The organism is Micromonospora chaiyaphumensis (genome assembly GCF_900091435.1).
GTDB lineage: Bacteria > Actinomycetota > Actinomycetes > Mycobacteriales > Micromonosporaceae > Micromonospora > Micromonospora chaiyaphumensis.
This window is the reverse complement of record NZ_FMCS01000005.1, coordinates 79,182-105,465: the sequence shown is the minus strand read 5'-3', so window position 1 is coordinate 105,465 and position 26,284 is coordinate 79,182. Positions and strand designations below refer to the sequence as shown.

Sequence of the window (26,284 nt, the reverse complement as noted above, 5' to 3'; positions counted from 1 at the left end):
GCGGCCCTGCGCCGCCGCCGGGGTCGCGACACCGATGCCCGCCATTCTGCGTCGGACCTGCGACACCGTTCAAGTCCGCGCCTACCGATCCGGCGTCGGCGCTGGCAAGATCGACGGGGTGACGGGTGCGCTGTTCGCGGTCAGTGACCTCCACGTGTCGTACGCCGAGAACCGGACGGTCGTGGACGGCCTGCGGCCGGAGTCGCCGGACGACTGGCTGATCGTGGCCGGTGACGTCGGCGAGGTGTTCGCGGACGTCGAGCGGACCCTGCGGCAGCTCCGCGACCGGTTCGCCCAGGTGGTGTGGGTGCCCGGCAACCACGAGCTGTGGACCCACCCGGCCGACCCGGTGACGCTGCGCGGCCGGGCCCGCTACGACGCGCTGGTCGGCATGTGCCGCGACCTGGGCGTGCTCACCCCGGAGGACGACTATCCGGTGTGGCGCGGCGCGGGCGGGCCGGTCACCGTGGCGCCGCTGTTCCTGCTCTACGACTACTCGTTCCGCGCCCCGGGCACGACCAGCAAGGACGAGTCGCTGCGCGCGGCGTACGCGGCGGGGGTGGTGTGCACCGACGAGGTGCTGCTGCACCCCGACCCGCACCCGGACCGGGAGTCCTGGTGCTGGGAGCGGGTCGCCGAGACCGAGCGGCGGCTGGCGGCCGCCGACCCGGCGCTGCCGACCGTGCTGGTCAACCACTGGCCGCTGGTCCGCCAGCCCACCGACGTGCTCTGGTACCCGGAGTTCGCCCAGTGGTGCGGCACCGACCGCACGGCCGACTGGCACCTGCGGCACCGCGCCGCCGTGGCGGTCTACGGGCACCTGCACATCCCCCGCACCACCCACCACGACGGGGTGCGCTTCGAGGAGGTGTCGCTGGGCTACCCGCGCGAGTGGGGCCGGCGGGGCGGCGAGCCGCGGCCGATGCGGCGCATCCTCGGCGGTGCCACGTGATCGAGACCCTGCTCCCGCCGGAGGCGGCCGCCGTCGAGGCGTTCTCCGACATCCCGGGCGAGGCCCCGTGGCCCGGCGAGGAGGACCTGCTCGCCCGCGCCGTGGAGGCCCGCCGGCGCGAGTTCGTCACGGCCCGCCGCTGCGCCCGGGAGGCCCTGTCCCGCCTCGGGTACGCCCCGGCGCCGATCCGCCCCGGCCCGAAGCGGGAGCCGCGCTGGCCGGCGGGCGTGGTCGGCAGCATCACGCACTGCGCCGGCTACCGGGCCGCGGCGGTCGCCCGGGACACCGCGCTGGCCGGGCTCGGCATCGACGCCGAGCCGCACGAGCCGCTGCCCGACGGCGTGACCGGGGTGGTCACCACGGCCGGCGAGCCGGAGTCGCTGGCCGGGCTGCGCGCCGCCCACCCGGCCGTGCACTGGGACCGGCTGCTGTTCAGCGCCAAGGAGTCGGTCTACAAGGCGTGGTACCCGCTGACCGGCCGCTGGCTCGGTTTCGAGGACGCCGAACTGTCCGTCGACCCGGCCGCGGGCAGGTTCACGGCCCGGGTGCTGGTCGACGCCACCCGCGCCGACGGCGGCCCGCCGCTGGCCGCGCTGCACGGCCGGTGGCTGGTCGCCGACGGCCTGGTCCTCACCGCGGTGGCCGTGCCCCGCTGATCGGCGTTTGCCGCCTGCGGCTCAGGGTAGGGCCCTGAGGACCTGGTCATTTCGCCGCATGGAGGACAGGTCCTGATGGATTCCAGCAAGCCCGCCAAGGTCGTCAAGGATGTCGTGGAGGCCGCCGCGGGAAAGGTCACCGACGTCCTCACCCCGGACGTGCCGGGCGCGCCGGGCAGCGCCCCGCCACCGTTCGACGAGCCGACGACGCCGCACGGTCCGCTGCCGCCGAAGGAGGAGCAGGGCGCCCCGGACACGCGCACCCCGACGGGTGCCGAGACCGGCGTGCCGAAGATCGCGAAGGGGCAGCAGGGCGCCTTCCTCACCACCGCCAACGGGGCCCGGCTCCGCGACACCGACCACTCGCTCAAGGCCGGCCCGCGGGGCCCGGTGCTGCTCCAGGACCACCACCTGCGCGAGAAGATCACCCACTTCGACCACGAGCGCATCCCGGAGCGGGTGGTGCACGCGCGTGGCGCCGGCGCGCACGGCGTGTTCGTCGCCTACGGCACCGCCGAGGAGGTCACCCGGGCGGGCTTCCTGAAGAAGGGCACGGAGACCCCGGTCTTCGTCCGCTTCTCCACGGTGCTCGGCTCGCGCGGGTCGGCGGACACGGTCCGCGACACCCGCGGCTTCGCCACCAAGTTCTACACCGACGAGGGCACCTTCGACCTGGTCGCCAACAACATGCCGGTGTTCTTCATCCAGGACGCCATCAAGTTCCCGGACATCATCCACGCCGGCAAGCCGCACCCGGACCGCGAGATCCCGCAGGCGCAGAGCGCCCACGACACCTTCTGGGACTTCGTCTCCCTGCACACCGAGGCGCAACACCACACCATGTGGAACATGTCCGACCGCGGCATCCCCCGCTCCTACCGGACCATGGAGGGCTTCGGCGTCCACACGTTCCGGCTGGTCAACGAGGCCGGGGCGACGGTGCTGGTCAAGTTCCACTGGAAGCCGAAGCTGGGCGTGCACTCCCTGACCTGGGAGGAGGCGCAGCTGATCGGCGGCATCGACCCGGACTTCCACCGCCGCGACCTCTACGACGCCATCGAGTCCGGCGCGTACCCGGAGTGGGAGCTGGGCATCCAGGTCTTCCCGGACACCCCGGAGGAAACCTTCGCCGGGATCGACCTGCTCGACCCCACGAAGATCGTTCCGGAGGAACTGGCGCCGGTGCAGGCGGTCGGCCGGCTCACCCTCAACCGGACGCCGCGGAACTTCTTCGCCGAGACCGAGCAGGTCGCCTTCCACCTCGGGCACCTGCCGCCCGGCATCGACGTCACCAACGACCCGCTGTTGCAGGGCCGGCTCTTCTCGTATCTCGACACGCAGCTCACCCGGCTGGGCGGCCCGAACTTCACCCAGATCCCGATCAACCGGCCGCACGCCGAGGTCAACGACATGCTCCGGGACGGTTTCCACCAGCACGCGGTGCACGCGGGCGTGGCGCCCTACCGGCCGAACTCGCTCGACGGCGGCAACCCCTTCCCGGCCGGCGACCGGGAAAACGCTTTCGTCGACACGCCGGTCACGGTCGCGGAGGCCCCGAAGGTACGGGCGGCCCCGGCCTCGTTCGACGACCACTACAGCCAGGTACGGCTGTTCTGGCTGAGCATGTCGCCGGTGGAGAAGGAGCACATCATCCGGGCGTACACCTTCGAGCTGGGCAAGTGTTACCACCAGGCGATCAAGGAGCGCCAGCTTCAGTGCCTGGCCAACATCGACCCGGTGCTGTGCGAGCAGGTCGCCACCGGCCTGGGCCTGCCGGCGCCGAAACCCACCGTGCCGCTCGCCGAGGTGCAGCCGAGCCCGGCGCTGTCGCAGGTCGGCCGGGAGTGGCCGGCGGACGGCCGGATGGTCGGCATCGTGGTGGACGCGGACAGCGACCTCGACGGGGTGAGCGAGGTCCGCCGGGCGGTGTTCGCCGCCGGCATGGTGCCGCTGCTGGTCGCCGCGCACGGCGGCACGGTCGGCGACCTGCCGGTGCAGCGCACCTTCGCCACCGGCCGGTCGGTGGAGTTCGACGCGGTCCTGCTGGCCGGTGCCCCGGCGCCGGCGCCCGACGCGCTGCCCGCCCGGGACGACAAGGCGGGCGCGGCCCGCTCCACCACCGTCGACCCGCGGGTGCTGCTGCTGGTGGAGGAGGCCTGGCGGCACGCCAAGGCGATCGGCGCCTGGGGCGCCGGGGCCGAGGTGCTGCGCCAGGCCGGGGTGGCCGGCACGCCCGGCGTGGTCACCGGCGATGCCGGCGCCGAGGTCTTCGGCGCCGTGCAGCAGCTGATGGGGGCGCACCGGGTCTGGGAACGGTTCCCCGCCTCGGTCTCCTGACCCCTGCCCGAAGGGGCGGCTCCGGACGGGGGCCGCCCCTTCGGCGTGCCGCCGACGTTTGTGCCCGGGTCCGGCGGGAAGGACGGGGGCCTCACAGTCAGGAGCGGCGGATGAACGGGCCCATGGGCGACGAGCCGGTCGGCGATCTCGAACTCGTGCACACCTTCACCGGGCCGATGCCCACCGGCGTGAGCGTGTCGCACACCGGCCGGGTCTTCGTGAACTTCCCGCAGTGGGGGGACGAGGTGCCGGCCACCGTCGTCGAACTGCGCGACGGCCGGGAGGCCCCCTACCCGGACGAGGCCTGGAACAGCCCGTCCGGGGACGACGACGCGAACGCCTTCGTCTCGGTGCAGAGCATCGTGGTGGACCCGGCCGACCGGCTCTGGGTGGTCGACACCGGCAGCCCGATGTTCCAGCCGACGAAGCCGGGCGGGCCGAAGCTCGTCCGGGTCGACCTGGACACCGACACCGTCGGGCAGGTGATCACCTTCCCGACCGACGTGGCGCTGCCCACCACCTACCTCAACGACGTGCGCTTCGACCTGCGCCGGGGCGACGCCGGCCTCGCCTACCTCACCGACTCCTCCGACTCCGGCCCGAACGGCATCGTCGTGGTGGACCTGGCCACCGGCGCGTCGTGGCGACGCCTGCACGACCACCCGTCCACCAAGGCCGAGCCGCTGCACTCCTTCCGGCCGGTCGTGGAGGGGCGGCCGCTGCTGGAGCGCCCGGCCGACGGGCCGCCGAAGCCGATCGCCATGGGCTCGGACGGCATCGCCATCTCCGCCGACGGCTCCCGGCTGCACTACTGCCCGCTCGCCTCACGCCGCTGGTACAGCGTGGCGACGGACGCGCTCGCCGACCGGACCCTGCGCGAGGAGCAGGTGGCCGCCACGGTGGTGGACGAGGGCGACAAGGGCGGCGGCTCGGACGGCCTGGAGACCGACGACTCCGGCGCGTTCTACCTGACCTCCTACGAGCACAACGCGGTGCTGCGGCGGCGGGCCGACGGCGAGTTCGAGACCGTGGTGCACGACCCGCGGCTGCTCTGGCCCGACACGATGTCCGTGGCCGCCGACGGCCACCTCTACGTCACCGCCAACCAGCTGCACCGGCAGGCGAAGTACCAGGGCGGCACGGACCTGCGGCGCAAGCCGTACGCGCTGTTTCGCGTCCGCATCGACGCCGGTCCGGTCCGCCTGCGCTGAGCGTCCCCGCCGATTCATCGAGGGCCATCATTGACGGCTTAGTTAATACTCTTTAATATTTGGTCCACCTCGAGGAAGACCGTCCCCCGTCCGACCCGTACCGCCCGCCGGCGCCGGCCCCGACCAGCGCCGACGGGCGCTACGGCGCCCCCTGCACCGGGAAGGCCCTCGATGTCCGCACCACACCCCCGCCGCCGCTCCCCCGTGGCCGCCGGCCTGCTCGCGCTCGCCACCGCCGCCGCCACGCTCGCGCTGACCCCGACCGCCGCCGAGGCCGTCGTGCTGCCGAACAACTTCAAGAGCGTCGGCTACATGCCGTCCTGGAGCGGCAGCGTCAACAGCATCCAGTACGGCAAGCTCACCCACATCAACTACGCGTTCGTGCTGCCCAACAACGACGGCAGCCTGCGTCCGGTGGAGAACCCCAGCAAGCTCTCCTCGCTGGTGTCGCTCGGGCACGCCGGCAACGTCAAGGTGTCCATCGCCATCGGCGGCTGGAACGACGGCAACGACTCCGCGTTCGAGGCGCTCGCCGCGAACTCCGGCGCCCGCGGCGCCTTCGTCACCAACGTGGTCAACTTCGTCAACCAGTACAACCTCGACGGCGTCGACATCGACTGGGAATATCCCGACCCGGGCGCCTCGGCCAACAACTACACACTGCTCATGCAGCAGCTCGGCAGCGCGCTGCACAGCCGCGGCAAGCTGCTCACCGCGGCCGTGGTCTCCGAGGGCTACTACGTCGACGGGGTGCAACCGGCGGTCTTCGGCGCCGTCGACTGGCTGAACATCATGGCGTACGACGGCGGCAGCCCGCACGCCAACTACGACTGGTCGATCAGCAGCGTCAACGGGTGGAAGTCGCGCGGCCTGCCGGCCGCCAAGGCGGTGCTCGGCGTGCCCTTCTACAGCCGGCCCGGCTACTACACCTACTCCGCGCTGGTCGGCATGGACCCGGCCAACGCCAACCGCGACTGCACGACGGTGAGCGGCGCGCAGCAGTGCTACAACGGCGTGCCGACCGTGAAGCGCAAGACCCAGTGGGCGCTGGCCAACGCCGGCGGGATGATGAACTGGGAGCTGTCCCAGGACACCACGGGCTCCACCTCGCTGGTCAGCGCGATCTACGACACCGTCATGGGTGGCGGCACCCCGCCGCCGAGCGGGCGGACCGGCCCGATCACCGGCATCGGCGGCAAGTGCGTCGACGTCGCCGCGGCCGGCACCGCCAACGGCACGGCGATCCAGCTCTACACCTGCAACGGCACGGCCGCGCAGAGCTGGACGGTGGCCGGCGACGGCACCCTGCGGGCGCTGGGCAAGTGCGCCGACATCGCCAGCGGCTCCACCGCCAACGGGGCGAAGGTACAGCTCTGGGACTGCAACGGCACCGGCGCCCAGGTCTGGCAGGCCCAGTCCAACGGCACCCTGCGCAACCCGCAGTCGAACAAGTGCCTCGACGCCACCGACAACAGCTCCGCCAACGGCACCCGGCTGCAGATCTGGGACTGCTTCGGCGGCGCCAACCAGGTCTGGCGGCTGCCGGCCTGAGCACCGGCCGTGATCCCCGCCGCGCCGGCCCGGGCGCGGCGGGGATCCGCCGTCACCAGCGGTTGCGGGCCTCCTCCGCCCAGCCGACCAGGCCGTCGAGGTCCACCCGCTCGCCGTCGTCGGTGGCGGCCCACCCGGTGAAGTGCCCGAAGCACTGGTGGGTCTCCCCCGCCAGCACGCCGAGGTTGGTGCGCGCCACGCGCTCGTGGAACGGGTGGAACGTGACGTCCACGCGGTCGCCGGCGACGCGCCACGGCCGCAGCCAGTCGGCCCGGTCGTAGCTCCAGGCCAGGTCGGCGCCGATCTTGTGGAGCCGCCCGTCGACGAAGACCGCGTTCTCGGTCGCGCCCGTCCCGTCGGTCCACTTGCCACCGAGCTGGATGGCGCGGCCCGGTGCGCTGCCGGCCGCCCAGTTCCAGCTCACCGCGTACCGCCACTTGCCGCGCCCGTGGTCGAGCGCCGCGAACGACTCGGCGCCCACCGGGTACGCGGTGCCGTCCACCCGGAGCGTGCCGCGCACCGGCCGGCCGATGTCCTTGTGGGTGTACTGGAACCGGCGGGTGCTCCACGGCACCACCACGCCCAGCGACTCGTGCCCGGGCGGCAGCGGCACCACCAGGTCCACCTCGACGCCCGGTGCGGTGGCCCGGATGGCGCTGCCGTCGGGGCGCTGGTCGATCTCGACGATCAGGCCGCCGCCGCGGGCCCGCACGGCGCCCGCCCCGCTGACCGGCGGCAGCACCGCGCCGCGGGCGAACGGGACGACGGCCTCAGTCGTCCGCTCGATCCCGGTGCGGCGGTCGAGCAGGTAGAGGCTGTGCACGCCGGCGTAGTCCAGCGACGACGCCACCAGGCCGAGGATGTGGGTCGGTGTGACGACGCCCCAGTGCTCCCAGCGCTTGGCCCGACCCCAGCCGCGCAGGTTCGCCCGGTGCAGCGGCCGCCGGCTCCAGCCCACCGCCGCCGGGTTCAACCGCCCGTCCGGCCGGCACAGGTCGACCGGCTCGGTGATCTCCCGCTCGTGCGTCATCGACGCAGGCTACCGGCTCGGGCCGCGCCCGAGACCGGTCAGCCGACCCGGTTCAGGTTCGGCCGGCCGGTGCGGGACCGCTGCCGGTCCGCGGGAATCCGCGGGCCCTCCGCGGCGAGCAACCGGTCGGCCGCCGCCAGCCCGGTCAGCGCGGCGCCGTAGGCGGCCAGCTCGCGCTGGAAGTGCTCCACCTTGGCGTACCAGAACTTCAGCTCCGGGTTCAACGCCTTGGCGTTGACGTAGCCGACGATGTCGGTGTCGGGGGTGATGCCCCGGCGCGCGTAGCGGCGGTCGAAACCGGCCTTGGTCCGCTCGTACCGCTCGCTCATCGCCGTGAGGCCGGCCTCGGCCTCCAGCAGCCGGTCGCGCAGGTACCGCACGTACATGGGCGGGACGCCGGCCGGTGGCGGGGTGGCCCTCCGCTGTCCGTCGGCTCCGTCGGGGAACGGCATGACCGCCTCCTTCCCGCGGTCGAGATGCAGAGACGTCCTTCTACCCCCGATTCGGACGGATCATGCCAGCCCTCTCATCGAAGTGATTTCCGTCAATGCTTGATATCGATGTAAGCCGATATATAGGCTGGGCCGGTCCCCGCTCGACCCCGTCCCACAAGGAGCGTGAGCGATGCGTCTGCCCAAGGTCACCCGGTTCCTCGCCACCGTCGCCACCGCGGCACTGGCGGCGCTGGGCGCCGTCAGCGTCGACGCGGCGCCGGCCGCCGCGGCCGTCCGCAACGTCTGCTACAACACCAGCCAGGCCGGGCCGTTCGCCAGCTACGCCGTCCAGGCCGCCTCGATCTGGAACAACCGCACGAACAACATCAACATGGCGCAGTGCGGCTCGAACCTGATGATCTACTACACCTACGGCGGCGGCTCCTACGCCCAGCGCACCAGCCTCGGCAACGGCCGCGTCGTCATCGACTACTACCAGGCGCAGCAGTACTCGCCGTTGCGCATCATGACCCACGAGATCGGGCACATCCTCGGCCTGCCCGACAACTACAACGGCAACTGCGCGATCCTGATGTCCGGCGGCAGCGCCGGCACCAGCTGCACCAACCCGTACCCGAGCACCACCGAGGCCGCCCGGGTCGACTCGCTGTTCGGCTTCGCGGCCCGCAGCGCGACGACGCCGCAGGTCTTCACCGGCAGCTGGCCGGCCCCCGTCGCGGCGGGCGCCCAGCGCTGACCGGTTCCACGAAAGGACGCCCGGCCGGGCGGCGGAGACGCCGACCGGCCGGGCGCTTCCGGTTCGGGACCGGACCCCGGGGGTCAGCGGCCCCGGGTGGCCTTGCAGATCTCCACGGGCAGGGCCGGTGCGCCGTCGACCGGCGCCGGGTCCTCCGGCGTGGCGGCGATCCCGCCGGCCGCGATCCGGTCCAGGGTGGCCAGCCCGGCGGCGTCGATGGTGCCGAAGACGGTGTAGTTCGGGCGCAGCGCCGAGTCGGACTGGACCAGGAAGAACTGGCTGCCGTTGGTGTCCGGGCCGGCGTTGGCCATTGCCAGGGTGCCCCGCGCGTAGAGGCGGCGGACCCCGGTCGGGTCGGTCGGCGCCGGCGGCAGGTCGGTCGGCAGCTCGTCGCGGTACCGGTAGCCCGGCCCGCCCTCGCCGGTGCCGGACGGGTCGCCGCACTGGAGCACCTTCAGCGTCGGGTACGCGGTGAGCCGGTGGCAGTTCGTCCGGTCGTAGAACTTGTGCCGGGCCAGGTGCAGGAAGCTCTGCACGGTGCACGGGGCCTGCTCGCGGTCGAGGGTCAGCCCGATCGGCCCCTGGTTGGTGCGCAGCGTGATGCGGACCGTGCCCCGGTCGGGGGTGCGGCGGGGGTCCGGCGGCAGCGGCACCGGCCGGGCCGCCGGCTCGTCCGGCGTCGGCGTGTACGCGCACGGGCCCTTCGTGGGCGCCGGGTCGGCGGGCGCCGCGCTCGCGGCGGCGCCGCCGGTGGCGACCAGCGCGGCGGAGACCATCGCCACCCCGGCGAGGCGGGCCAGCAGGGGCGGTGCGGCGTGCGGTCGGATGTCGCTCGACACGTGGGTCCTCCCTGGACTCGTGGTACCAGAAAGACCGGAGTCTATGGAGGTGCCGACCCGATGTCGATGATGGTCGACGGGCCCGGGAAAAATGGGCATGATGGCGCCGAGCAGGCCGGTGCTCCAGGCGAGAAAGTGGCTGCCCATGGCGTCGTTCCAGGCGAGGACCTCCCGTGAGCCGGGCCGGACGGTGATCCGGCTGGCCGGAGAGTGTGACCTGGCCGTCCGGGAGCGGTTGACCGGCACGTTGCTGGCCGCCGTGGACGCCGCTCCGGTCGTGGTGGTCGACCTGGCCGCCGTCGAGTTCCTCGACTCCACCGGGATCCACGCCCTGGTGGCCGCGCACCACCGGGCACGGGCGGCCGACGGCCGGCTCTATCTGGTGAACGCCGCCGGATCGGTGGCCGCCCTGCTGGAGCTGACCGGCGTCGGCGAGCTGCTCCGGCACCCCGGCGAAGCGACCGACTGACCGGCACCACGGCGGAGCGACCGGCTGACCGGCGCCGCGCGCCGCGGACGGTCAGGGCAGCACGCGGACGGCCAGGGTGCACGTGTCGTCGTGCGGGCTCGGCCGGTGCAGCGTGTCGCGCAGCCGGGCCAGGTGTTGGGGCCCCGGCCGGCCGGAGAAGCGCGACAGGGCCGCCCGCACCGCCGCCACCCGGTCCTCCGGGTTGCCGGCGCGGCGTTCGGTCAGCCCGTCGGTGTAGAGCAGCAGCACGTCGTCGCCGCGCAGTTCGGTGGTGACCACCGGGTAGCCGGCGGTGGGATCGGCGCCCAGCAGCATCCCGGCGGGCCGGCCGAGGTCGCCGGTCGCACCCGCCCGGGACAGCATCGGCAGTGGGTGCCCGGCCCGCGCCCAGGCCAGGCACCGGGTCGCCGGGTCGAACACCGCGAGCACCGCGGTGCCGGTGACGGCCAACTGGCCGCAGAGCCGGTTCATGTGCGCGAGCAGCACGGCCGGGTCGCGGATGCCGATCGAGAGCCAGGCGACGAGCGCGAAGCGCAGGTGGGCCATGCCGCTGGCCGCCTCCAACCCGTGCCCGGCCACGTCGCCGACCGCCAGCACGACCGACCCGTCCGGCAGCGTCTCGGCGTGGTACCAGTCGCCACCGACCCGCAGCGCGCTCTCCGCCGGCAGGTAACCGACCAGCACCTCCAGCCCGGCCAGGGTGATCGGTTCGCGGGGGACGGGCTGGATGAGGTTCTGGAGCTGGCCGGCGAGGCGGTGCTCGGCGAGCGCGGTCGTCTCCCGGGTCTGCAGCTGGTCGCGCAGCTGCTCGATGGCGCTCCGCGAGTCCTCCCGCGCGGTCACGTCCTGGACCACCGCGTAGATCTTCACCGGCGCGCCGCCCTCGTCGCGGGCCACGTCCGACAGGATCCGCAGGTGCTTGACCGTCCCGGCCGCGCGGAACCGCACCGTGACGTCCGACGCCGCGCCGCTGTCCAGCGTCTGCCAGGCGGTCTCGCGCAGGCCCTGGTCGTCGGGCAGGAGCGCGGCGGCCTGGTCGGCCCGGGACAGCGGCCCCAGCGCCGGATCCCGCTCGAAGATGCGGTACATCCCCGGGGACCACTCGCTGCGGCCGGTGACCAGGTCGTACTCGGCCCAGCCCAGGCTGCCCAGCAGCTCGGTGCGGGCCAGCCGGAGCCGGTGCTCGTCCAGCCGCTGCCACCAGACCAGCAGGCCGCCCAGCACCCGGTGCACGCTCACGTCGAAGACGGAGTCGGCGACGACCCCCGCGCCGTGGCCGGCGTACCGGAAGTCGGGCAGGTGCGCGGGCTCGCCGGTGGCCAGCACCTCGTGGTACGCCCGCCACAGCGGGCCGGCGACCATGCCGGGATAGAGCGCGCTGAGCTGTCGGCCGACCCGCCCGGCGCCCCGGCCGTGGACGTCCCGCCCCTGCGCGCTGGTGGCGGCGACCAGGAAGTCGACGACCGCGCCGTCGGCCCCCCGCACCGGCAGCAGCCAGGTGCAGCCCGCGGGTATCCCCGCCAGCACCTGCCGGACCGCCGCCACCACGGGGTCGGCGATCGACGGGTACGCCGGCTCGGCGACCGACGGTGCGGCCGGCTCGGCGGCCGACGGTGCGGCCGGCTCGGCGGCCGCGCGCGGCAGGGCCTCGTCTGCCATGCGGGCAGCCTAACCAGCTCCGGCCGCGGATCCGAGCCCCGCCATGCGCGGGAACGCGCCTGCGGATCAGTGGGCCGGCGACGGCCGCTCCGGCGCACGGCCGGCCGCGTGCCGGGCGTCGGCGACGGCGACGCCCAACAGGACCAGCAGGGCCACCACCGCGGCGGCCAGCGGCTCGGCGAAGTACAGGGGCACCGCGGTGACCGCCAGGGTGGCGATGGCGACGACCCGCCGGAGCGACAGCCGGTTGAACACCACCCGCTCCAGGCGGATGCGGCCGTACAGGAAGAACGCCGGGCCGCCGAGGATCGCGGCCAGCCAGACCGCCTGGTGCCGCCCCGGTGGGATGCGTCATGACGACCTCGAAGCCCACGGCGGTGGCGACGATCCCGATCACCATGACGATGTGCGCGACACCGGTGGCGCGTCCGGCGGCGAGCCGGTCCCGGGCCTCGGCCACGGCCTCGGCGAGCACCTGCCCGGAGCGGTAGAAGTAGATGCGCCACATGAGCACCGTCGAGACGTACGCGATCACCAGCGTGGCCGCGGTGTCCGGGCCGATCGGCTGGTCGGTGAAGGTGACGCCGATGGCGAGGAGGGTCTCGCCGAGGGCGATCAGCAGCAGCTGCTGGTAGCGCTCCGGCAGGTGGTGCCGGCTGTCCATGGCCCACGCGCTGACCGGCGGGCGGGCCATTCCCGGCACGGGCCACCGGAGCTGCGCGGCGACGATGTCCACGGTCACCGCGATCCCCCACAGCGCGGCCCGGGCGCTGCCGCTGAGCGCCGCGCCGGCGAACCAGAGCACCGCGGTGCCGCCGCACCAGAGCATCGAACGCACGTAGAGCCGGCCGAGCGGGTGGCCGCGCAGTCCCGGCAGGAGGACCAGCGGCCGGCCGCACTGGAGGATCACGTACGGCAGGACGAAGGCCAGACCGCGGCCGACGAACGCGGCCGGCAGGGACGCCGCCATGACCAGCAGGCCGAAGGCGCTGGCCAGCACCAGCCACTGGATCTTGCGGCGGCGGGGGTCGAACCAGCTCGTGATGTGGGCCGTGGTGATCCACAACCAGATGAGCGGCATGGCCAGCACCAGCAGGTAGGTCAGCGACCGCCAGCGGACGACCGCGTCCTCGGCGGTGATGTCGCGGACCACGCGGCTCACCACGCCGGACAGGGCGAACACCAGCACCAGGTCGACGAACAGCTCCAGGAAGTTGGCCTGCCGCACGTCCTCGCGCCGCTGCAGGAGGTCCTGGCCGCCGCCTGCCCGAATTCCCATGCCGCCCATCGTCGCCCGCACCCGCGCCCGGCCACCGTGGGATCGGCGCCCGCCACCCGCAGGAACGCGGCGGCATGGCGCCGCCGGCAGCGGGTACCGCGCCGGGATGGGACGCTACGACGCCGAGGTGGCCGCGCTCGCGGCACCGCTGACCGACCCGGGCGGCCTGGACGCGCTGCTGGACCGGGTCGGCGACGCCCGGGTGGTGATGCTCGGCGAGGCCACCCACGGCACGCACGAGTTCTACACGTGGCGGGCGGCGGTCACCCGCCGGCTCGTGCGGGAGCGGGGCTTCTCGTTCGTCGCCGTCGAGGGCGACTGGCCCGACTGCGACCGGGTGGACCGCAGCGTCCGCTGCCGCCCCGGGGCACCGGCCGACCCGCGCGCCGCCCTCGCCGCGTTCGAGCGGTGGCCGACCTGGATGTGGGCGAACGAGGAGGTCGTGGACTTCACCCGCTGGCTGCGCGAGCACAACGCGCGGGTGGACGAGGCCGACCGGGTCGGCTTCCACGGCCTGGACGTCTACTCGCTGTGGGAGTCGCTCCGGGAGATCCTCACCTGGCTGCGGGAGCACGACCCCGGGCAGGTGCCGGCCGCGCTGGCCGCGTACCGCTGCTTCGAGCCGTACGACGAGGACCCGCAGCGGTACGCGCTCGCCACGCGCCTGGTCCCGCAGGGCTGCGAGGAGGAGGTGGTCGCGCTGCTGGCCCGGCTTCGGGAGCGGGCCGCGGCCCCGGAGCGCTTCGGCACCTGGCAGAACGCCGAGGTGGTGGCCGGCGCCGAGCGCTACTACCGGGCGATGGTCCGGGGCGGCCGGGAGTCGTGGAACGTCCGCGACCGGCACATGGACGACACCCTGGCCCGGCTCCTGGACCATTACGGCCCGGCCTCCCGGGCGGTGGTCTGGGCGCACAACACCCACGTCGGTGACGCCCGGGCCACCGACATGGTGGACGCCGGGGAGGTCAACATCGGGCAGCTGGCCCGGGAGCGGTACGGGCCGGAGCGGGTGGTGCTGGTGGGGTTCGGCACCCACTCCGGCACGGTGACGGCCGGCCCGGCGTGGGGCGCGCCCATGGCGACGATGACCGTCCCGCCGGCGCGCCGCCACTCGCTGGAGGAGGCCCTGCACGCCGCCGCACCGGACCGGGCGCTGCTGGTCTTCCCCCGCGACGGCCGGCCCGACCTGCTGACCCACGAGATCGACCACCGGGCCATCGGCGTGGTCTACCGCCCGCAGCGGGAGAGCCCGGGCAACTACGTGCCCACGGTGCTCGGGGACCGCTACGACGCGTTCTGCTGGTTCGACACCTCCCGGGCGGTCCGGCCCCTGCCCGTCCGGCCGGTGCCCGCCGAGCCCGAGACCTGGCCGTCCGGCGTCTGACCCGCCGCGACGGGTGGTTTGAGCGGGAGCGTCCGTCCGCTCGTGCCGTCCGAGAGGGGCGGGTGGACGTTCGCCGTGCCGCTGCCCGGGTAACCGCGCCGGAGCCGACCAGGGGGCCGCGCAGGGCCCCTCGCCCGGGCTCGACCGCCGGGGCGGATCCGCGCGACGGAGAGCCCATGCTGCGTCCACCGCTCACCCCGATGCTCGCCGCGCCGGTGGCGGACCTGCCCACCGGCCCCCGCCTGGCGTACGAGCCGAAGTGGGACGGCTGGCGGACCCTGGCGTTCCGCGACGCGGCCGGGGTGCACCTGCAGTCCCGGGCCGGCCGGGACCTCACCGGCTACTTCCCGGACGTGACCCGGACGCTGCGGCCCCTGCCGGCCGGCACGGTGCTCGACGGCGAGCTGATCGTGTGGGCGGAGGGCCGCACCGACTTCGCGCTGCTCCAGCGGCGGGTGACCGCCGGACGCGGCCTGGCGGCGCTGGCGGACCGCCATCCCGCCCACTTCGTGGCCTTCGACCTGCTCAGCGGCCCGGACGGGGAGCCGCTGCTCGACCTCCCGCTGGCCGAGCGGCGCGAACGGCTGGCGGGGCTGCTCGCCGACGCACCCGCGGGGCTCGTCCTCTGCCCGCAGACGGGCGACCCGGCCGAGGCCCGCGAGTGGCTCCGCACCTGGACCGACGCCGGTGTCGAGGGGATCGTCGTCAAGCGGTGCGACGGGCGGTACGAGCCGGGCCGGCGGGGCTGGCAGAAGGTCCGCGCACACCGCACCGTGGAGACCCTCGTGGGCGGCGTCACCGGCCCGGTGACCGACCCGGAGACGCTCCTCGTCGGCCGGTGCGACGACCGGGGTCGCCTGCGCTACCTGGGGCGGACCCACCCGCTGCGCCCGCCGCAGCGCCGCGAGCTGGCCGGGCTGCTCCAGCCGACCGCCGCGCCGGGTCACCCCTGGCCGCAGCCGCTGCCCGGCGGGTGGACCGGCCAGCTCAACCCGGCGCCGCCGCTGCCGTACACACCGGTGCGTCAGGACCTCGTCGTCGAGGTGGAGGCCGACACGGCCTACGAGCACGGCCGCTGGCGGCACCGCGTCCGGCACCTGCGGCCCCGGCTCGACCTGGCCGCCGGGGACCTGCCCGTGCTGACCGACGGCCCGGAGGCGCTGGGCGGCGACGCGGGCGGTGTAGCGGCGGACCGGTCGGGTAGGCGCAGCGGGTGAGCGACCGGCAGAGGCTGCTCGTCCGCCGACACTCCGCTGTGGATGGAATCGCAGGGTCAGTTCGGGACGGCGGCCGGGGCCGAGAAGATCGCAGCGTCATCCGACCCCTACGGTGCGTAATATGAACAGCTCGTTAACGACTCGTCTATTGACTGCCGGTTGACCCAGGTCATTGAATTTCGACGTGGTGAGCGGCCCGGGGTCGGGGGCACGGTGGACGGTGGAATGAGGGAGCGCCGCCGCCGCACGCTGCTCAGCGCGGCGCTGCACGCCGTCTCCCACGCGGTCGCCGTCGTCTACTGCCTCCTGACGCTCACCGCGCCGAACCGGGAACTGATGCTCACGGCGTACGGCTGCGGTCTGGCCGCCGGTGTCGTGGGGACGTGGGCGGCCACCCGGGTGACCACCAAGGCGTCCGGCTACCGGGTCTCGTTCACCCTCCTGATGATCACCCTGGTGATGGCGGCTCTCGGCGCGTACTGGGACGGCGGCGTGACGTCGCCGGCCGCCCTGGGGTTCGTGACCACCGCCGTGTTCGTGGCCTGCTACACCCCGCACCTGCGACTCATGGTGGGGCTGGAGGTGCTCACCTTCGGGTCGTACGTCGCCGTCGCCGTCACCGGCCCGCCGGCCCCCGCCGGTCACGTGTTCGTCTACCTGGCCGGCATGCTCGTCCTGGCCTCGGTCTGCTCGACGCAGACCCGGGCCCTCGCCCGGCAGCGGTCCCAGCTGCGCGCCCTGGCGTCCCTGGACCCGCTCACCGGCGCCCTGAACCGGCGCGGCCTGGCCGAGCTGGCGACGTTCCTGTTCCACGCCGGCTGCCGACCCGGCCCGTCGCTGCTCTGCCTCGACCTGGACGACTTCAAGCTGGTGAACGACCGCCTCGGGCACGCTGCCGGCGACGATCTGCTCCGCCGGGTGGTGGCGGCCACCCGGAACGTGCTGCGGGCCGAGGACGCCCTCGCCCGGATCGGCGGCGACGAGTTCGTGGTGGTGCTCTCCGACGCCGACCGGGAGTCGGCGCGGGCCGCGGCGGCCCGGATCGAGGCCGCCGTGCGCGGGCTGGCCGGCGTCAGCGTCGGCTCGGCCACCGCACCCTACGACGGCGACAGCCTCGACAGGCTGCTGCACGTCGCCGACCAGCGGCTCTACCTGGTCAAGCAGCAACGCCGCCGGACCGCGGGCCGGCTGCTCGCCGACGGCACCGGGCGCGGCTGAGAGCGCAGGGGCCGGCGGGCCGCCCCGGCTCCGGCGACGAAGACGCAGAAGGGGTGGCCGGCCGGGTCGGCGTACACCCGGGGCCGGATACCGTTGCCGCGGCGCGGGTGGCCGCGCTGACCGTCGAGGGGTGGGAGGGGCCGGGATGCGGCTGCACGTGGGCTGCGCCATGTGGACGCACCGGGCCTGGCAGGGGCGGTTCCTGCCGCACCCGCTGCCGGCACACGAGCGGCTGCGCGCCTACGCCGAGTGGTGCACCGCGGTCGAGGGGAACACGACCTTCTACGCCACCCCGAGCCGGGAGACGGTGGCGTCCTGGGCCCGGCAGACCGATCCCGGTTTCCGCTTCGTACCCAAGCTGCCGAAGGTCGTCACGCACGAGCGCCGGCTCACCGGCGCCGACGCGGAGCTGCGCGCCTTCCTCGACGCCGTCGAACCGCTGGGCCCGCGGGCGCACGCCCTCTGGGTGCAGCTGCCCGGCTCGTTCGGCCCGGGTGACGTGCCCGCGCTGGCCCGCTTCCTGCGCGGCCTGCCCACCACCCACCGGTACGCCGTCGAGGTCCGCCACCCCGCGTTCTTCACCGACCCCGGCGCGGCGCGCGCCCTGGAGGAGACGCTCGCCCGGGTCGGTGCCGAGTGGATCCCCTTCGACACCACGGCGTTCTTCCGCACCCCGCCGACCAGCGACGCGGAGCGGGACGCGTGGCTGAAGAAGCCGCGCACCCCGCTGCGGACCCGCGCGCTGACCGACCGGCCCATCGTCCGCTACCTCGGCCGGGACGACCCGGCGCGCACGGTCGAGGGCTGGCAGCCGTGGCTCGACGTGGTGACCGGCTGGCTGCGGGAGGGCCGCTCACCGACCGTGTTCGTGCACACCCCGGACAACGCCGACGCGCCCGACCTCGCCCGCCGCTTCCACGACCAGGTCCGGGCGCGCCTGCCCGACGTCGCGCCGCTGCCCCGGCCGGTGCCGGTGGAGCCGTCGACGCTGTTCTGACCCGACCGGTCAGGCCGGCGACAGCGGCAGCAGCACGACGAACCGGGTGTCACCCGGCACCGACCGCACCCGGATGTCACCGTGGTGCTTGTTGACGACGATCCGGTAGGAGATGTCCAGCCCGAGCCCGGTGCCCTCGCCGACCGGCTTCGTGGTGAAGAACGGCTCGAAGATGCGCGGCCGGATCTCCGGCGGGATGCCGCCGCCGGTGTCGCCGACCTCCACGAGGAGCCGGTCCTCCTTGCGGCCGGTCCGGATGGTCAGCGTGCCGCTGCCGGCCATCGCGCCGAGCGCGTTGTCGATGAGGTTGGTCCACACCTGGTTCAGCTCGGCCGCGTACGCGGGAACGGGCGGCACGCTGCGGTCGTACTCCTTCACCACCCGCACGCCGGCGGGGATCTTGGCCTGGAGCATGACGAGCGTGGCGTCGAGCAGGTCGTGCACGTCCACCGTCTGGTAGGGCGCCCGGTCGAGCTGGGAGTACTGCTTCGCGGCGCCCACCAGCCCGGACACCCGGCCGACCGCGTCGTCGATCTCGCCCATGAGCAGCTCGGTGTCGATGGTGTAGGTGATCCAGTGGATCGCCGACTCCAGGTCGTCGGCGCCGACGGCGGCGTCGACCTGGGCCAGCCAGCCGCTGTCGATGCCCCCGGCGACCAGCGTCGGGGCGAGTTCCCAGGCCCCCCGGACGCCGTGCTCGTCGAGCCAGTCGGCCAGCTCGTCCTCGGCGTCGCTGGCCGCGAGCGGGGTCAGCGCCGGGGCGGCGGCGGCCCGCTTCACCGCCTCCTCCTGCAGGGCCACGAGGTCGTGCAGGCGCCGGCCGTCGAGCCGGCCGTCGGCGATCATGGCGAGCTTGTGCCGCATCTTGGCGACCCGGCCGCGCAGCGCCGAGGTGGCCCGCACGGCCGCCGCCGCCGGGTTGTTCAGCTCGTGGGTGAGCCCGGCCGAGAGGGCGCCCAGGGCCAGCAGGCGTTCCCGCTCGCCCACGATGGTCTGCGTGTTGCGCATCCCGACGAACAGCCCCTCCAGCAGGTGGGTGGCCATCGGGAACCAGCTGCGCATCGCGTCGGCGATGATCTGGGCGGGGAGCGCGAAGACCGCGCAGTCGGTCACCGCGAAGAGGCTGTTCAGGTAGCGCTGCTCGGCCAGGTCGCCCACGTACGCCTGCATGGCACCGCCGTAGACGCCGGGCTGGCTGGTGCGGCTGAGCTCCACGTCGTCGCCCTGAACCCGGCGGTGCAGTGTCACCGTGCCGTCGAGCAGCACGTAGAAGCAGCTCGCCGGCTCGCCCTCGACGTAGACGGCCTCGCCCGCGGTCCGCCGCTCCACCCGGCCGTGCTCGGCCAGGTGCGCGAGCTGCTCCGGGCTGAGCGACTCGAAGAGGAAGAGACGCCGCAGGTCGTCCGGGGCGAGCCGGTCGCTGTCGGTGCTCACTGTGCCTCCCTGGTTCGCGACTGCGGGGCTCGCAAACCCGGCTCACTCCTCGCGCTCACTGTGCCTCCAGGTAGCGGTGCACGAGCGAGACCGCCATGGCGCCCTCGCCCACGGCCGAGGCCACCCGCTTCACCGACTCGGCCCGCACGTCACCGGCGGCGAAGACGCCCGGCATGCTGGACTCCAGGTGGTACGGGTCGCGGGGCAGGGCCCAGCCGGCCGGCCGCCGGCCGCCCCGGGTGAGGTCCGGTCCGGTGAGGACGAAGCCCCGGTCGTCCCGGGCGACCGCGCCGTCGAGCCAGTCGGTGTGCGGCTCCGCGCCGATGAACACGAACAGCCACGAGGTGTCGACCCGCCGCGTCTCGCCGGTGCGGGTGTCGCGCAGGGTCACCTCCTCCAGGTGCTCCTGACCGGCGCCGCCGACCACCTCGGTGTGCGGGTGGACCTCGATGGTGTCGATCCGGGCGATCTGCTCGATCAGGTAGCTGGACATCGAGCGGGTCAGGTCGTCACCGCGGATCAGCAGGTGCACCCGGCGGGCGTACCGGGAGAAGTGCACGGCGGCCTGGCCGGCGGAGTTCGCGCCGCCGACGATGTAGACGTCCTCCCCCGAGCAGCTCGGCGCCTCGCTGGCCACCGAGCCGTAGAAGCAGCCCCGCCCGGTCAGCTCCGCCAGCCCGGGCGCGGGCAGCATCCGGTAGGAGACGCCGGTGGCGAGCACCACCGTGTGCGCGGCGACGCTGCTGCCGTCGGCGAACCGCAACACCCGCGCCGCCCCGGCGTCCTCCAGGGAGACCACCTCGCGGGCGCTCAGCAGCTCGGCGCCGAACCGCAGCGCCTGCCGGCGGGCCCGGTCGGTCAACTGGGCGCCGGAGACCCCGTCGGGGAAGCCGAGGTAGTTCTCGATCCGGCTGCTCTGCCCCGCCTGGCCACCGGTGGCCCGCCGCTCGATCAGCACCGTCCGCAGCCCCTCCGAGGCGCCGTAGACGGCGGCGCCGAGCCCGGCCGGGCCCGCGCCGACGACCACCAGGTCGTAGAAGTCCGCGGCCGGCGTCGTGGCCAGCCCGACCTGCGCGGCCAGGTCGGCCGTCGTCGGCTGCACCAGCGACTTGCCGTCGGCCGTCACCACCAGGGGTACGTCGTTCGCCGTCACCCCGGCCGCCGCCAGCAGCTCGGCGCCCTCCGGCTCGTCGGCGAGCACCCAGCGGAACGGCACCAGGTTGCGGGCCAGGAAGTCCCGGGCCTTGAACGACGGGGCCGACCAGCGGTGCCCCACCACGCGCAGCTCGGCGGCGGCCGTGGCCGCACTGGCCGTCCACGCCGCCAGCAGCTGGTCCAGCACCGGGTAGAGCTTCTCCTCCGGCGGGTGCCACGGCTTCAGCAGGTAGTGGTCGAGGTCGACCACGTTGATGGCGTTGATGGCGGCGTCGGTGTCGGCGTACGCGGTGAGCAGCACCCGGCGCGCGGCCGGGAAGAGGTCCATGGCGGCCTCGAGGAACTCGATGCCGTTCATCTGCGGCATCCGGTAGTCGGCGATCAGCACCGCCACCTGCTCGCCGCGGAGCTTCAGCTCGCGCAGCGCCTCCAGTGCCGCCTCGGCCGAGTCGGCCCGCACCACCCGGTAGCGGTCGCCGTAGCGGCGCCGGAGGTCCCGGGCGACCGCCCGGGAGACGGCCGGGTCGTCGTCAACGGTGAGGATCGCGGGGTTGGGCATGGCGTCTACTAAAGCACCCTCGCCGGCCGATCCCCACTGCGCGCCGTGGCGGCCCCGCTCACCCGGGCCGCCCGCGCTCGGCGGGCGGGACCGGGTCGGCGTACGCCCCGGGCGGTCCGCTGTAGCGCCGGCCCTGCGGGTAGGGCAGCGCGTTCGGCGTGCAGCCGTGCAGGCCCAGCGTCTGCTGCTGCATCACCGGCGCCGGCCGGCCCCGCCCCGGGCAGCGTTCGTGCCCATGGCCGAGCCGGTGGCCGACCTCGTGGTTGACCATGTACCGGCGGTAGGTGGCCAGGCTCGCGCCGTAGGCCGGCACGCCACCGGCCCACCGGGCGACGTTGAGCACCACCCGGTCGCCACGGCGGCAGGAGGTGTAGCCGTCCGACCCGTCCCGGCACAGTTCGTCCCGGGTGCCGGGGGTGGCGAGATAGACGGTGAAGTCGGCGGGCTGGTCGCGCCCGACCCGGCGCAGCGCGAGGGTGCCGTCGGCGGTCCAGCCCCGCGGGTCGGTCAGGGTGCGGGTGACCTCCGCGGCGAAGTCGGCCGGCGGCACCCCGCCGATGTCGCCCTCCACGGCGACCCGGTAGCGCAGCAGCCGGCCCGTACCCCCGGTGGTGGCGGGCTCGGCCGCGGCGAACCGCCACCGGCCGTGGCCGGCCGCGGGATAGCTGATCCGGACCGGCTGCTGCCGGACGGGCACGGGCGCCGCCGCGGGCACGGTGGCGGCGGCGGGACCGGCCGGCGGGGCGGCGGCCCGGCCGGCCCCGGGTGCCGTGCAGCCGGACAGCAGCGCGGCCAGCAGTAGCATCGTCCCGCCACCGCGAGCCCGGCCCACCGTCGTCGTCATCCTCGTCGCTCCCCTCGCCGTGCCGGTCGTGCGCAGGGAGGAGGACGGGTGACCCGATGACAAAGTTGGTCCGGCGGGGACTCAACCTTTCGCCCGCCTCACCCGTCCTGTTCCAGGTGAGCTGTCGAGAGGGCGGGCATGGCCCGGGGTGACGCGGAGTTCGTCGAGTTCGCCACGGCGGCGTCGGCGCGGCTGGTGCACGCCGCCTTCCTGATGACCGGCAACCATCACCAGGCCGAGGACGCGGCCCAGACGGCGCTGGTCCGCACCTACGCGTCGTGGTCCCGGATCCGTGGCGGCGACCCCTACGGCTACGCCCGGTCGGTGCTGGTCAACCACCTCGTCGACACCTGGCGGCGGCCGATCCGGGAGTACCCCACCGAGGACCTGCCGGAGCGGCACGGCGGCGACGTGGCCGACGAGGTGGCCACCCGGCGCTGGTTGCTCGGCATCCTCGGCACGCTCACCCCGCGCGAGCGGGCCGTCGTCGTCCTGCGCCACTACTTCGACCTTCCGGAGGCCCAGGTGGCCCGCGAACTCGACGTCTCGGTGGGGACGGTCAAGAGCACCTCCTCCCGGGCCCTGGAGAAGCTGCGCGCCGCGGGCCTGACCGCGCCGGAGCCGCAGGGGAGCCGGCGGTGAACGAGGTGGACGAGCTGCGCCGCGCCATGCGCGTGACCGAGCGGGCCGACCGGACCGGTCTCGACCTGGCCGGCATCATGCGGGAGGGCCGGCGGGTGCGCCGCCGCCGGCGGGTCGCCGGGACCGGGGCGGTGGCCGTGGCGGTGGCCGCCGTGGTCATCGGCGGCGGCGCCGTGGCGCGGATCCACCCGCCGGAGCCGCCCGCGCCCGGGCCGGTCGCCACCGCGCCCGTCGTCGACCCGACGACCGGCGGCCCCGGCCCGACGGCGACCGCGGACTCCGGCCCGGTGGAGCCCCGGCCCCGGCCGGTCGGCGCCGTGGTGGGCACCGGCATCCGGTACGGCGACGACGAGCGGGTCTTCTACGTCGTTCCCGTCGACGTGCCCGAACTGCCCGGCGTGACGATCGGCCTGGCCGCCGGCCGGCGCTCCCCCACCGGCGGGCTGACCACCGACTACCTCGTCAACGACGTGGCGGGCAGCGACCGCCGGCCGGGCTTCCACGAGATCGGCTACGACCCGCAGGGACGGGTGCCATCCGTCACCCCGGTGCCCACCTTCGGGTACTTCGTCGGGCCCGCCGCACGGATCGTGGGCACCGTCGACGGCCGCCACGTCGAGGCCCGGCTGGCCCGGTGGAGCGAGGACCCGCAACTGGTGATCTTCTGGTTCGACCCGGGGGTGCTGACCCCCGCGACGCCCCTGGACGGGATCGTCGCCCGCGACGCCCGGGGCGGACGGCTGTGACCGGCCACCGGTGGTGGCCGCCGGCCCGGACGGTTCTAGGCTGGGGCGGCAACGCCGAGCTTTTGACCAGGGAGGGAACGCCATGAGCCAGACCGAGCGGACCGACATCGCCGACGAGTGGAACGTGGCCGAGGACGACGGGGTCCTGGACGCCTCGGACACCCTGGACGACGACCGGGTCGGCGATCCCCTCGACACGGGCATCGTCGCCGCCGACCACTGGACGGCGGCGAACCGGTTCGGCACCACCCCCGCCGAGGAGCGGGCCGGCGAGTCCCTCGCCCAACTGCTCGCCCAGGAGGAACCGGACATCGACCCGTACGCCGAGGTGGGCGACGACGAGGACGAGCTGACCCGCCGGGGCTACGAGCGGGAGGCGCGGACCGGCCGCCTGGTCGCCGAGGACGCGGGCCTCGGCGAGGACGAGGAGGCGGACGCCGTCGCCTGGGACGCCGGCATCGACGGGGGCGGGGCCAGCGCCGAGGAGGCCGCCATGCACCTGGTCGACGACCCGAACGGCCCCGGGGACGGCCCCCTGCGCTGACGGTGGGCCGGGTGGGGCCGGTTCAGCAGCGCTCGGCGAAGACCTTCATCACGCCCACCACGCCGGCCGGGGTGCAACTCGCCTCCGGAGTGCCGCTGGTCAGGCGGGGCCGCGGGCGGCCGTGGTCGACCGGGCCGGCGGCTCGACCAGCGTTGGCACATCGCTCGCGTTCCGGACACGTCCGGTCCATCTGGCGCCAATAACGTGCACCCGCCAATCGTTCGGCGTCAGGCAAGGTGGGTTTCAGTCATGGCACAGGTCGACCGTCGGAATTTCCTGAAGATGATGAGCGCTCCGGTGGCGGCGGCCGCCCTGCCGGTGGACTTCAGCAAGGCCCTCGCCATCCCGGCGAACAACCGCACCGGTTCCATCGAGGATGTCGAGCACGTCATCATCCTCATGCAGGAGAACCGCTCCTTCGACCACTTCTTCGGCACCCTGCGCGGCGTCCGCGGCTTCGGTGACCCGCACCCGGTGACGCTGCCCTCCGGCCGGAGCGTCTGGCACCAGCCGAACGGCTCGGCCGACCTGCTGCCCTTCCGGCCCGAGGTGCCGGACCTCGGGCAGACCTTCCTCCCCGACCCGCCCCACGGGTGGGCCGACACCCACGGCGCCTGGAACGGCGGCCGGTACGACAAGTGGGTGCCCAACAAGGGTGTGGTCACCATGACCCACCACACGCGCGGCGACCTGCCGTACCACTTCGCCCTGGCCGACGCCTTCACCGTCTGCGACAACTACCACTGCTCGGTGCTCGCCTCGACCGACCCCAACCGCTACCACATGTGGACCGGCTGGGTCGGCAACGACGGCAAGGCCGGCGGCCCGGTCATCGACAACGCCGAGGCGGGTTACGACTGGTCGACCTACCCGGAGCGGCTGGAGCGCGCCGGCGTGTCCTGGAAGGTCTACCAGGACGTCGGCCTGGGGCTGACCGCCGAGGGCTACTGGGGCTGGACCGGCGACCCGTTCATCGGCAACTACGGCGACAACTCGCTGCTCTACTTCCACCAGTACCAGAACGCCCGGCCCGGCAGCCCCCTCGCCGACCGGGCGAAGACCGGCACCGAGATCTCGACGCAGGACCGCTCCCCCGAGGCGCTGCTGGCCGACTTCCGCCGCGACGTGGCGAACGGGACGCTGCCGCAGGTGTCCTGGATCGTCGCGCCGGAGGCCTACAGCGAGCACCCGAACTGGGGCCCCGACTACGGCGCCTGGTACATGTCGCAGGTCGTCGACATCCTGGCCAGCCACCCCGAGGTGTGGAGCCGGATGGCGCTGTTCATCACGTACGACGAGGAGGGCGGCTTCTTCGACCACGTGGTGCCGCCGACGCCGCCGCAGAGCCGCGCCGAGGGCCTCTCCACGGTGGCCACCACCAACGAGATCTTCCCCGGCGACGCACGGCGCGCGGCCGGCCCGTACGGCCTCGGCATCCGGGTGCCGATGATCGTCGTCTCGCCGTGGACCCGGGGCGGTTGGGTCAACTCGCAGGTGTTCGACCACACCTCGCTGATCCGCTTCCTGGAGGCCCGGTTCGCCAAGGGCAATCCCGACCTCGTCGAGGCGAACATCACGCCGTGGCGTCGCGCGGTGGTCGGCGACCTGACCAGCGCGTTCGACTTCCGGACCCCGAACGCCTCGCCGCGGGTGAAGCTGCCGGACACCGCCGACCTCAAGCCGGTCGACCTCACCCGCCAGCCCGACGAGGTGCCGGTGCCGCCGGCCGACCCGGCCCTGCCCCGCCAGGAACGCGGGGTACGGCCCGCGCGGGCCATCCCGTACACCCTGCACGTGGACGGGCGGGCGGCCGGCACGTCGTTCCACCTGGACTTCCGCAACTCCGGGGGCGCCACCGGTGTCTTCGGCGTCCGTTCTGCCGACCCGGCCCAGCCGCCCCGCACCTACACCGTGGAGCCGGGCCGGCAGGTGAGCGACACCTGGGACGCCACCGCCGGGTACGACCTCGAGGTCCACGGGCCGAACGGCTTCTTCCGCCGCTTCACCGGCGGCGCGGGCGCCGGGGTGGACGTCCGGGCGCGGTACGACGAGCGCGACCACCACGTCGGCCTGACCCTGGTGAACCAGGGCACGAAGCGGGTCGAGGTGACGGTCGCCGACCGCTACTCGTCGCGGCGGACGAGGCTGTCGCTCAAGCCCGGTGAGACGGCGTCTCCCACCTGGTCGCTGTCGCGCTCGCACGGCTGGTACGACCTGACCGTCACCCTCTCGGCCGACGCCGCCTTCACGGTCCGGTACGCCGGTCACGTCGAGAACGGCAAGCCCAGCATCAGCGACCCGGCCATGGGCGGCCTGGTCTGATCCGCCCCGGGGTGACCGTCGCGCCTCCGATCGGAGGCGGGACGGTCA

23 protein-coding genes and 1 pseudogene are annotated in these 26,284 nt (G+C 74.3%); 15 read left to right on the top strand and 9 right to left on the bottom strand.

Annotation, left to right across the window (positions count from 1 at the left end; all coding sequences use genetic code 11):
- The first annotated feature begins 118 nt into the window (after positions 1 to 118).
- The 5 genes from GA0070214_RS15105 (at position 119) to GA0070214_RS15085 (ending at position 6,707) form a co-directional block, all read left to right on the top strand.
- A complete protein-coding gene (locus tag GA0070214_RS15105; protein WP_091263922.1) occupies positions 119 to 952 on the top strand; it encodes a metallophosphoesterase family protein in 834 nt (277 codons plus the stop codon).
- Positions 949 to 1,608, top strand: coding sequence for a 4'-phosphopantetheinyl transferase family protein (locus tag GA0070214_RS15100; RefSeq protein ID WP_091263273.1), 660 nt, complete (start codon positions 949 to 951; stop codon positions 1,606 to 1,608). The genes GA0070214_RS15105 and GA0070214_RS15100 overlap by 4 nt, the downstream gene beginning before the upstream one ends.
- 75 nt (positions 1,609 to 1,683) lie before the next feature.
- Positions 1,684 to 3,945 carry a catalase gene (locus GA0070214_RS15095; RefSeq protein ID WP_091263272.1) on the top strand — a complete coding sequence of 754 codons (2,262 nt, stop codon included), beginning with the start codon at positions 1,684 to 1,686 and terminating at the stop codon, positions 3,943 to 3,945.
- A 110-nt stretch (positions 3,946 to 4,055) separates the two neighbouring features.
- On the top strand, positions 4,056 to 5,156 hold the full coding sequence (locus tag GA0070214_RS15090) for an L-dopachrome tautomerase-related protein (RefSeq protein WP_091263271.1): 1,101 nt from the start codon (positions 4,056 to 4,058) through the stop codon (positions 5,154 to 5,156).
- Positions 5,157 to 5,327: 171 nt separating this feature from the next.
- Complete coding sequence (locus GA0070214_RS15085) at positions 5,328 to 6,707, top strand: glycosyl hydrolase family 18 protein (protein WP_091263270.1); 1,380 nt, start codon at positions 5,328 to 5,330, stop codon at positions 6,705 to 6,707.
- A 52-nt stretch (positions 6,708 to 6,759) separates the two neighbouring features.
- On the opposite strand, the gene GA0070214_RS15080 is transcribed toward GA0070214_RS15085, so the two are convergent.
- Complete coding sequence (locus tag GA0070214_RS15080) at positions 6,760 to 7,737, bottom strand: DUF2804 domain-containing protein (protein ID WP_091263269.1); 978 nt, start codon at positions 7,735 to 7,737, stop codon at positions 6,760 to 6,762.
- A gap of 38 nt (positions 7,738 to 7,775) precedes the next feature.
- A complete protein-coding gene (locus GA0070214_RS15075) occupies positions 7,776 to 8,189 on the bottom strand; it encodes a hypothetical protein (RefSeq protein WP_139141861.1) in 414 nt (137 codons plus the stop codon).
- A 172-nt stretch (positions 8,190 to 8,361) separates the two neighbouring features.
- Here GA0070214_RS15075 and GA0070214_RS15070 point away from each other — a divergent pair, with 172 nt between their 5' ends.
- A complete protein-coding gene (locus GA0070214_RS15070; RefSeq protein WP_091263267.1) occupies positions 8,362 to 8,928 on the top strand; it encodes a snapalysin family zinc-dependent metalloprotease in 567 nt (188 codons plus the stop codon).
- Between the two features lie 83 nt (positions 8,929 to 9,011).
- Here the strand turns inward: GA0070214_RS15070 and GA0070214_RS15065 are convergent, their stop codons facing one another.
- On the bottom strand, positions 9,012 to 9,767 hold the full coding sequence (locus GA0070214_RS15065; RefSeq protein ID WP_091263266.1) for a peptidylprolyl isomerase: 756 nt from the start codon (positions 9,765 to 9,767) through the stop codon (positions 9,012 to 9,014).
- Positions 9,768 to 9,867: 100 nt separating this feature from the next.
- Between GA0070214_RS15065 and GA0070214_RS15060 the strand changes: the two genes are divergently transcribed.
- On the top strand, positions 9,868 to 10,236 hold the full coding sequence (locus tag GA0070214_RS15060) for an STAS domain-containing protein (protein ID WP_244167717.1): 369 nt from the start codon (positions 9,868 to 9,870) through the stop codon (positions 10,234 to 10,236).
- A 51-nt stretch (positions 10,237 to 10,287) separates the two neighbouring features.
- Here the strand turns inward: GA0070214_RS15060 and GA0070214_RS15055 are convergent, their stop codons facing one another.
- The 3 genes and pseudogenes from GA0070214_RS15055 to GA0070214_RS33035 form a co-directional block, all read right to left on the bottom strand.
- Complete coding sequence (locus GA0070214_RS15055; protein ID WP_091263264.1) at positions 10,288 to 11,895, bottom strand: PP2C family protein-serine/threonine phosphatase; 1,608 nt, start codon at positions 11,893 to 11,895, stop codon at positions 10,288 to 10,290.
- A gap of 66 nt (positions 11,896 to 11,961) precedes the next feature.
- Positions 11,962 to 12,150: a hypothetical protein gene (locus GA0070214_RS15050; RefSeq protein ID WP_139141860.1), complete on the bottom strand. Its 189-nt coding sequence runs from the start codon at positions 12,148 to 12,150 to the stop codon at positions 11,962 to 11,964.
- 139 nt (positions 12,151 to 12,289) lie between these two features.
- A pseudogene (locus GA0070214_RS33035) lies at positions 12,290 to 13,174 on the bottom strand (low temperature requirement protein A); the annotation flags it as partial.
- Positions 13,175 to 13,280: 106 nt separating this feature from the next.
- Here GA0070214_RS33035 and GA0070214_RS15040 point away from each other — a divergent pair.
- The 4 genes from GA0070214_RS15040 (at position 13,281) to GA0070214_RS15025 (ending at position 17,990) form a co-directional block, all read left to right on the top strand.
- Entirely contained in the window at positions 13,281 to 14,558 is a 1,278-nt protein-coding gene (locus GA0070214_RS15040; protein ID WP_091263261.1) for an erythromycin esterase family protein, read from the top strand.
- Positions 14,559 to 14,734: 176 nt separating this feature from the next.
- Positions 14,735 to 15,775: an ATP-dependent DNA ligase gene (locus GA0070214_RS15035; protein WP_244167714.1), complete on the top strand. Its 1,041-nt coding sequence runs from the start codon at positions 14,735 to 14,737 to the stop codon at positions 15,773 to 15,775.
- A gap of 225 nt (positions 15,776 to 16,000) precedes the next feature.
- Positions 16,001 to 16,993, top strand: coding sequence for a GGDEF domain-containing protein (locus GA0070214_RS15030; RefSeq protein ID WP_091263259.1), 993 nt, complete (start codon positions 16,001 to 16,003; stop codon positions 16,991 to 16,993).
- A gap of 169 nt (positions 16,994 to 17,162) precedes the next feature.
- Positions 17,163 to 17,990, top strand: a complete 828-nt coding sequence (locus tag GA0070214_RS15025) for a DUF72 domain-containing protein (protein ID WP_208602800.1) — start codon at positions 17,163 to 17,165, stop codon at positions 17,988 to 17,990.
- A 9-nt stretch (positions 17,991 to 17,999) separates the two neighbouring features.
- Here the strand turns inward: GA0070214_RS15025 and GA0070214_RS15020 are convergent, their stop codons facing one another.
- From GA0070214_RS15020 to GA0070214_RS15010, 3 genes are read right to left on the bottom strand one after another with little or no spacing between them, the layout of a single operon-like run.
- Entirely contained in the window at positions 18,000 to 19,424 is a 1,425-nt protein-coding gene (locus tag GA0070214_RS15020) for an ATP-binding protein (RefSeq protein WP_091263255.1), read from the bottom strand.
- Between the two features lie 55 nt (positions 19,425 to 19,479).
- Positions 19,480 to 21,138, bottom strand: coding sequence for an NAD(P)/FAD-dependent oxidoreductase (locus GA0070214_RS15015; protein WP_091263253.1), 1,659 nt, complete (start codon positions 21,136 to 21,138; stop codon positions 19,480 to 19,482).
- Between the two features lie 58 nt (positions 21,139 to 21,196).
- A complete protein-coding gene (locus GA0070214_RS15010) occupies positions 21,197 to 21,982 on the bottom strand; it encodes a DUF3152 domain-containing protein (protein WP_091263251.1) in 786 nt (261 codons plus the stop codon).
- Between the two features lie 138 nt (positions 21,983 to 22,120).
- Between GA0070214_RS15010 and GA0070214_RS15005 the strand changes: the two genes are divergently transcribed.
- From GA0070214_RS15005 to GA0070214_RS14990, 4 genes are all read left to right on the top strand, one after another.
- On the top strand, positions 22,121 to 22,624 hold the full coding sequence (locus GA0070214_RS15005; protein WP_091263249.1) for a SigE family RNA polymerase sigma factor: 504 nt from the start codon (positions 22,121 to 22,123) through the stop codon (positions 22,622 to 22,624).
- Positions 22,621 to 23,370 (top strand): hypothetical protein, encoded by a 750-nt coding sequence (locus GA0070214_RS15000; RefSeq protein ID WP_091263247.1) that lies wholly within the window; start codon positions 22,621 to 22,623, stop codon positions 23,368 to 23,370. Before GA0070214_RS15005 ends, GA0070214_RS15000 begins: the two co-directional genes overlap by 4 nt.
- A gap of 82 nt (positions 23,371 to 23,452) precedes the next feature.
- Positions 23,453 to 23,914: a DUF5709 domain-containing protein gene (locus GA0070214_RS14995; protein WP_091263246.1), complete on the top strand. Its 462-nt coding sequence runs from the start codon at positions 23,453 to 23,455 to the stop codon at positions 23,912 to 23,914.
- A 249-nt stretch (positions 23,915 to 24,163) separates the two neighbouring features.
- The gene (locus GA0070214_RS14990) at positions 24,164 to 26,236 is read left to right on the top strand and encodes a phosphocholine-specific phospholipase C (RefSeq protein ID WP_091263244.1); all 2,073 of its coding nucleotides are present in this window, start codon (positions 24,164 to 24,166) and stop codon (positions 26,234 to 26,236) included.
- The last annotated feature ends 48 nt before the right edge of the window (positions 26,237 to 26,284 follow it).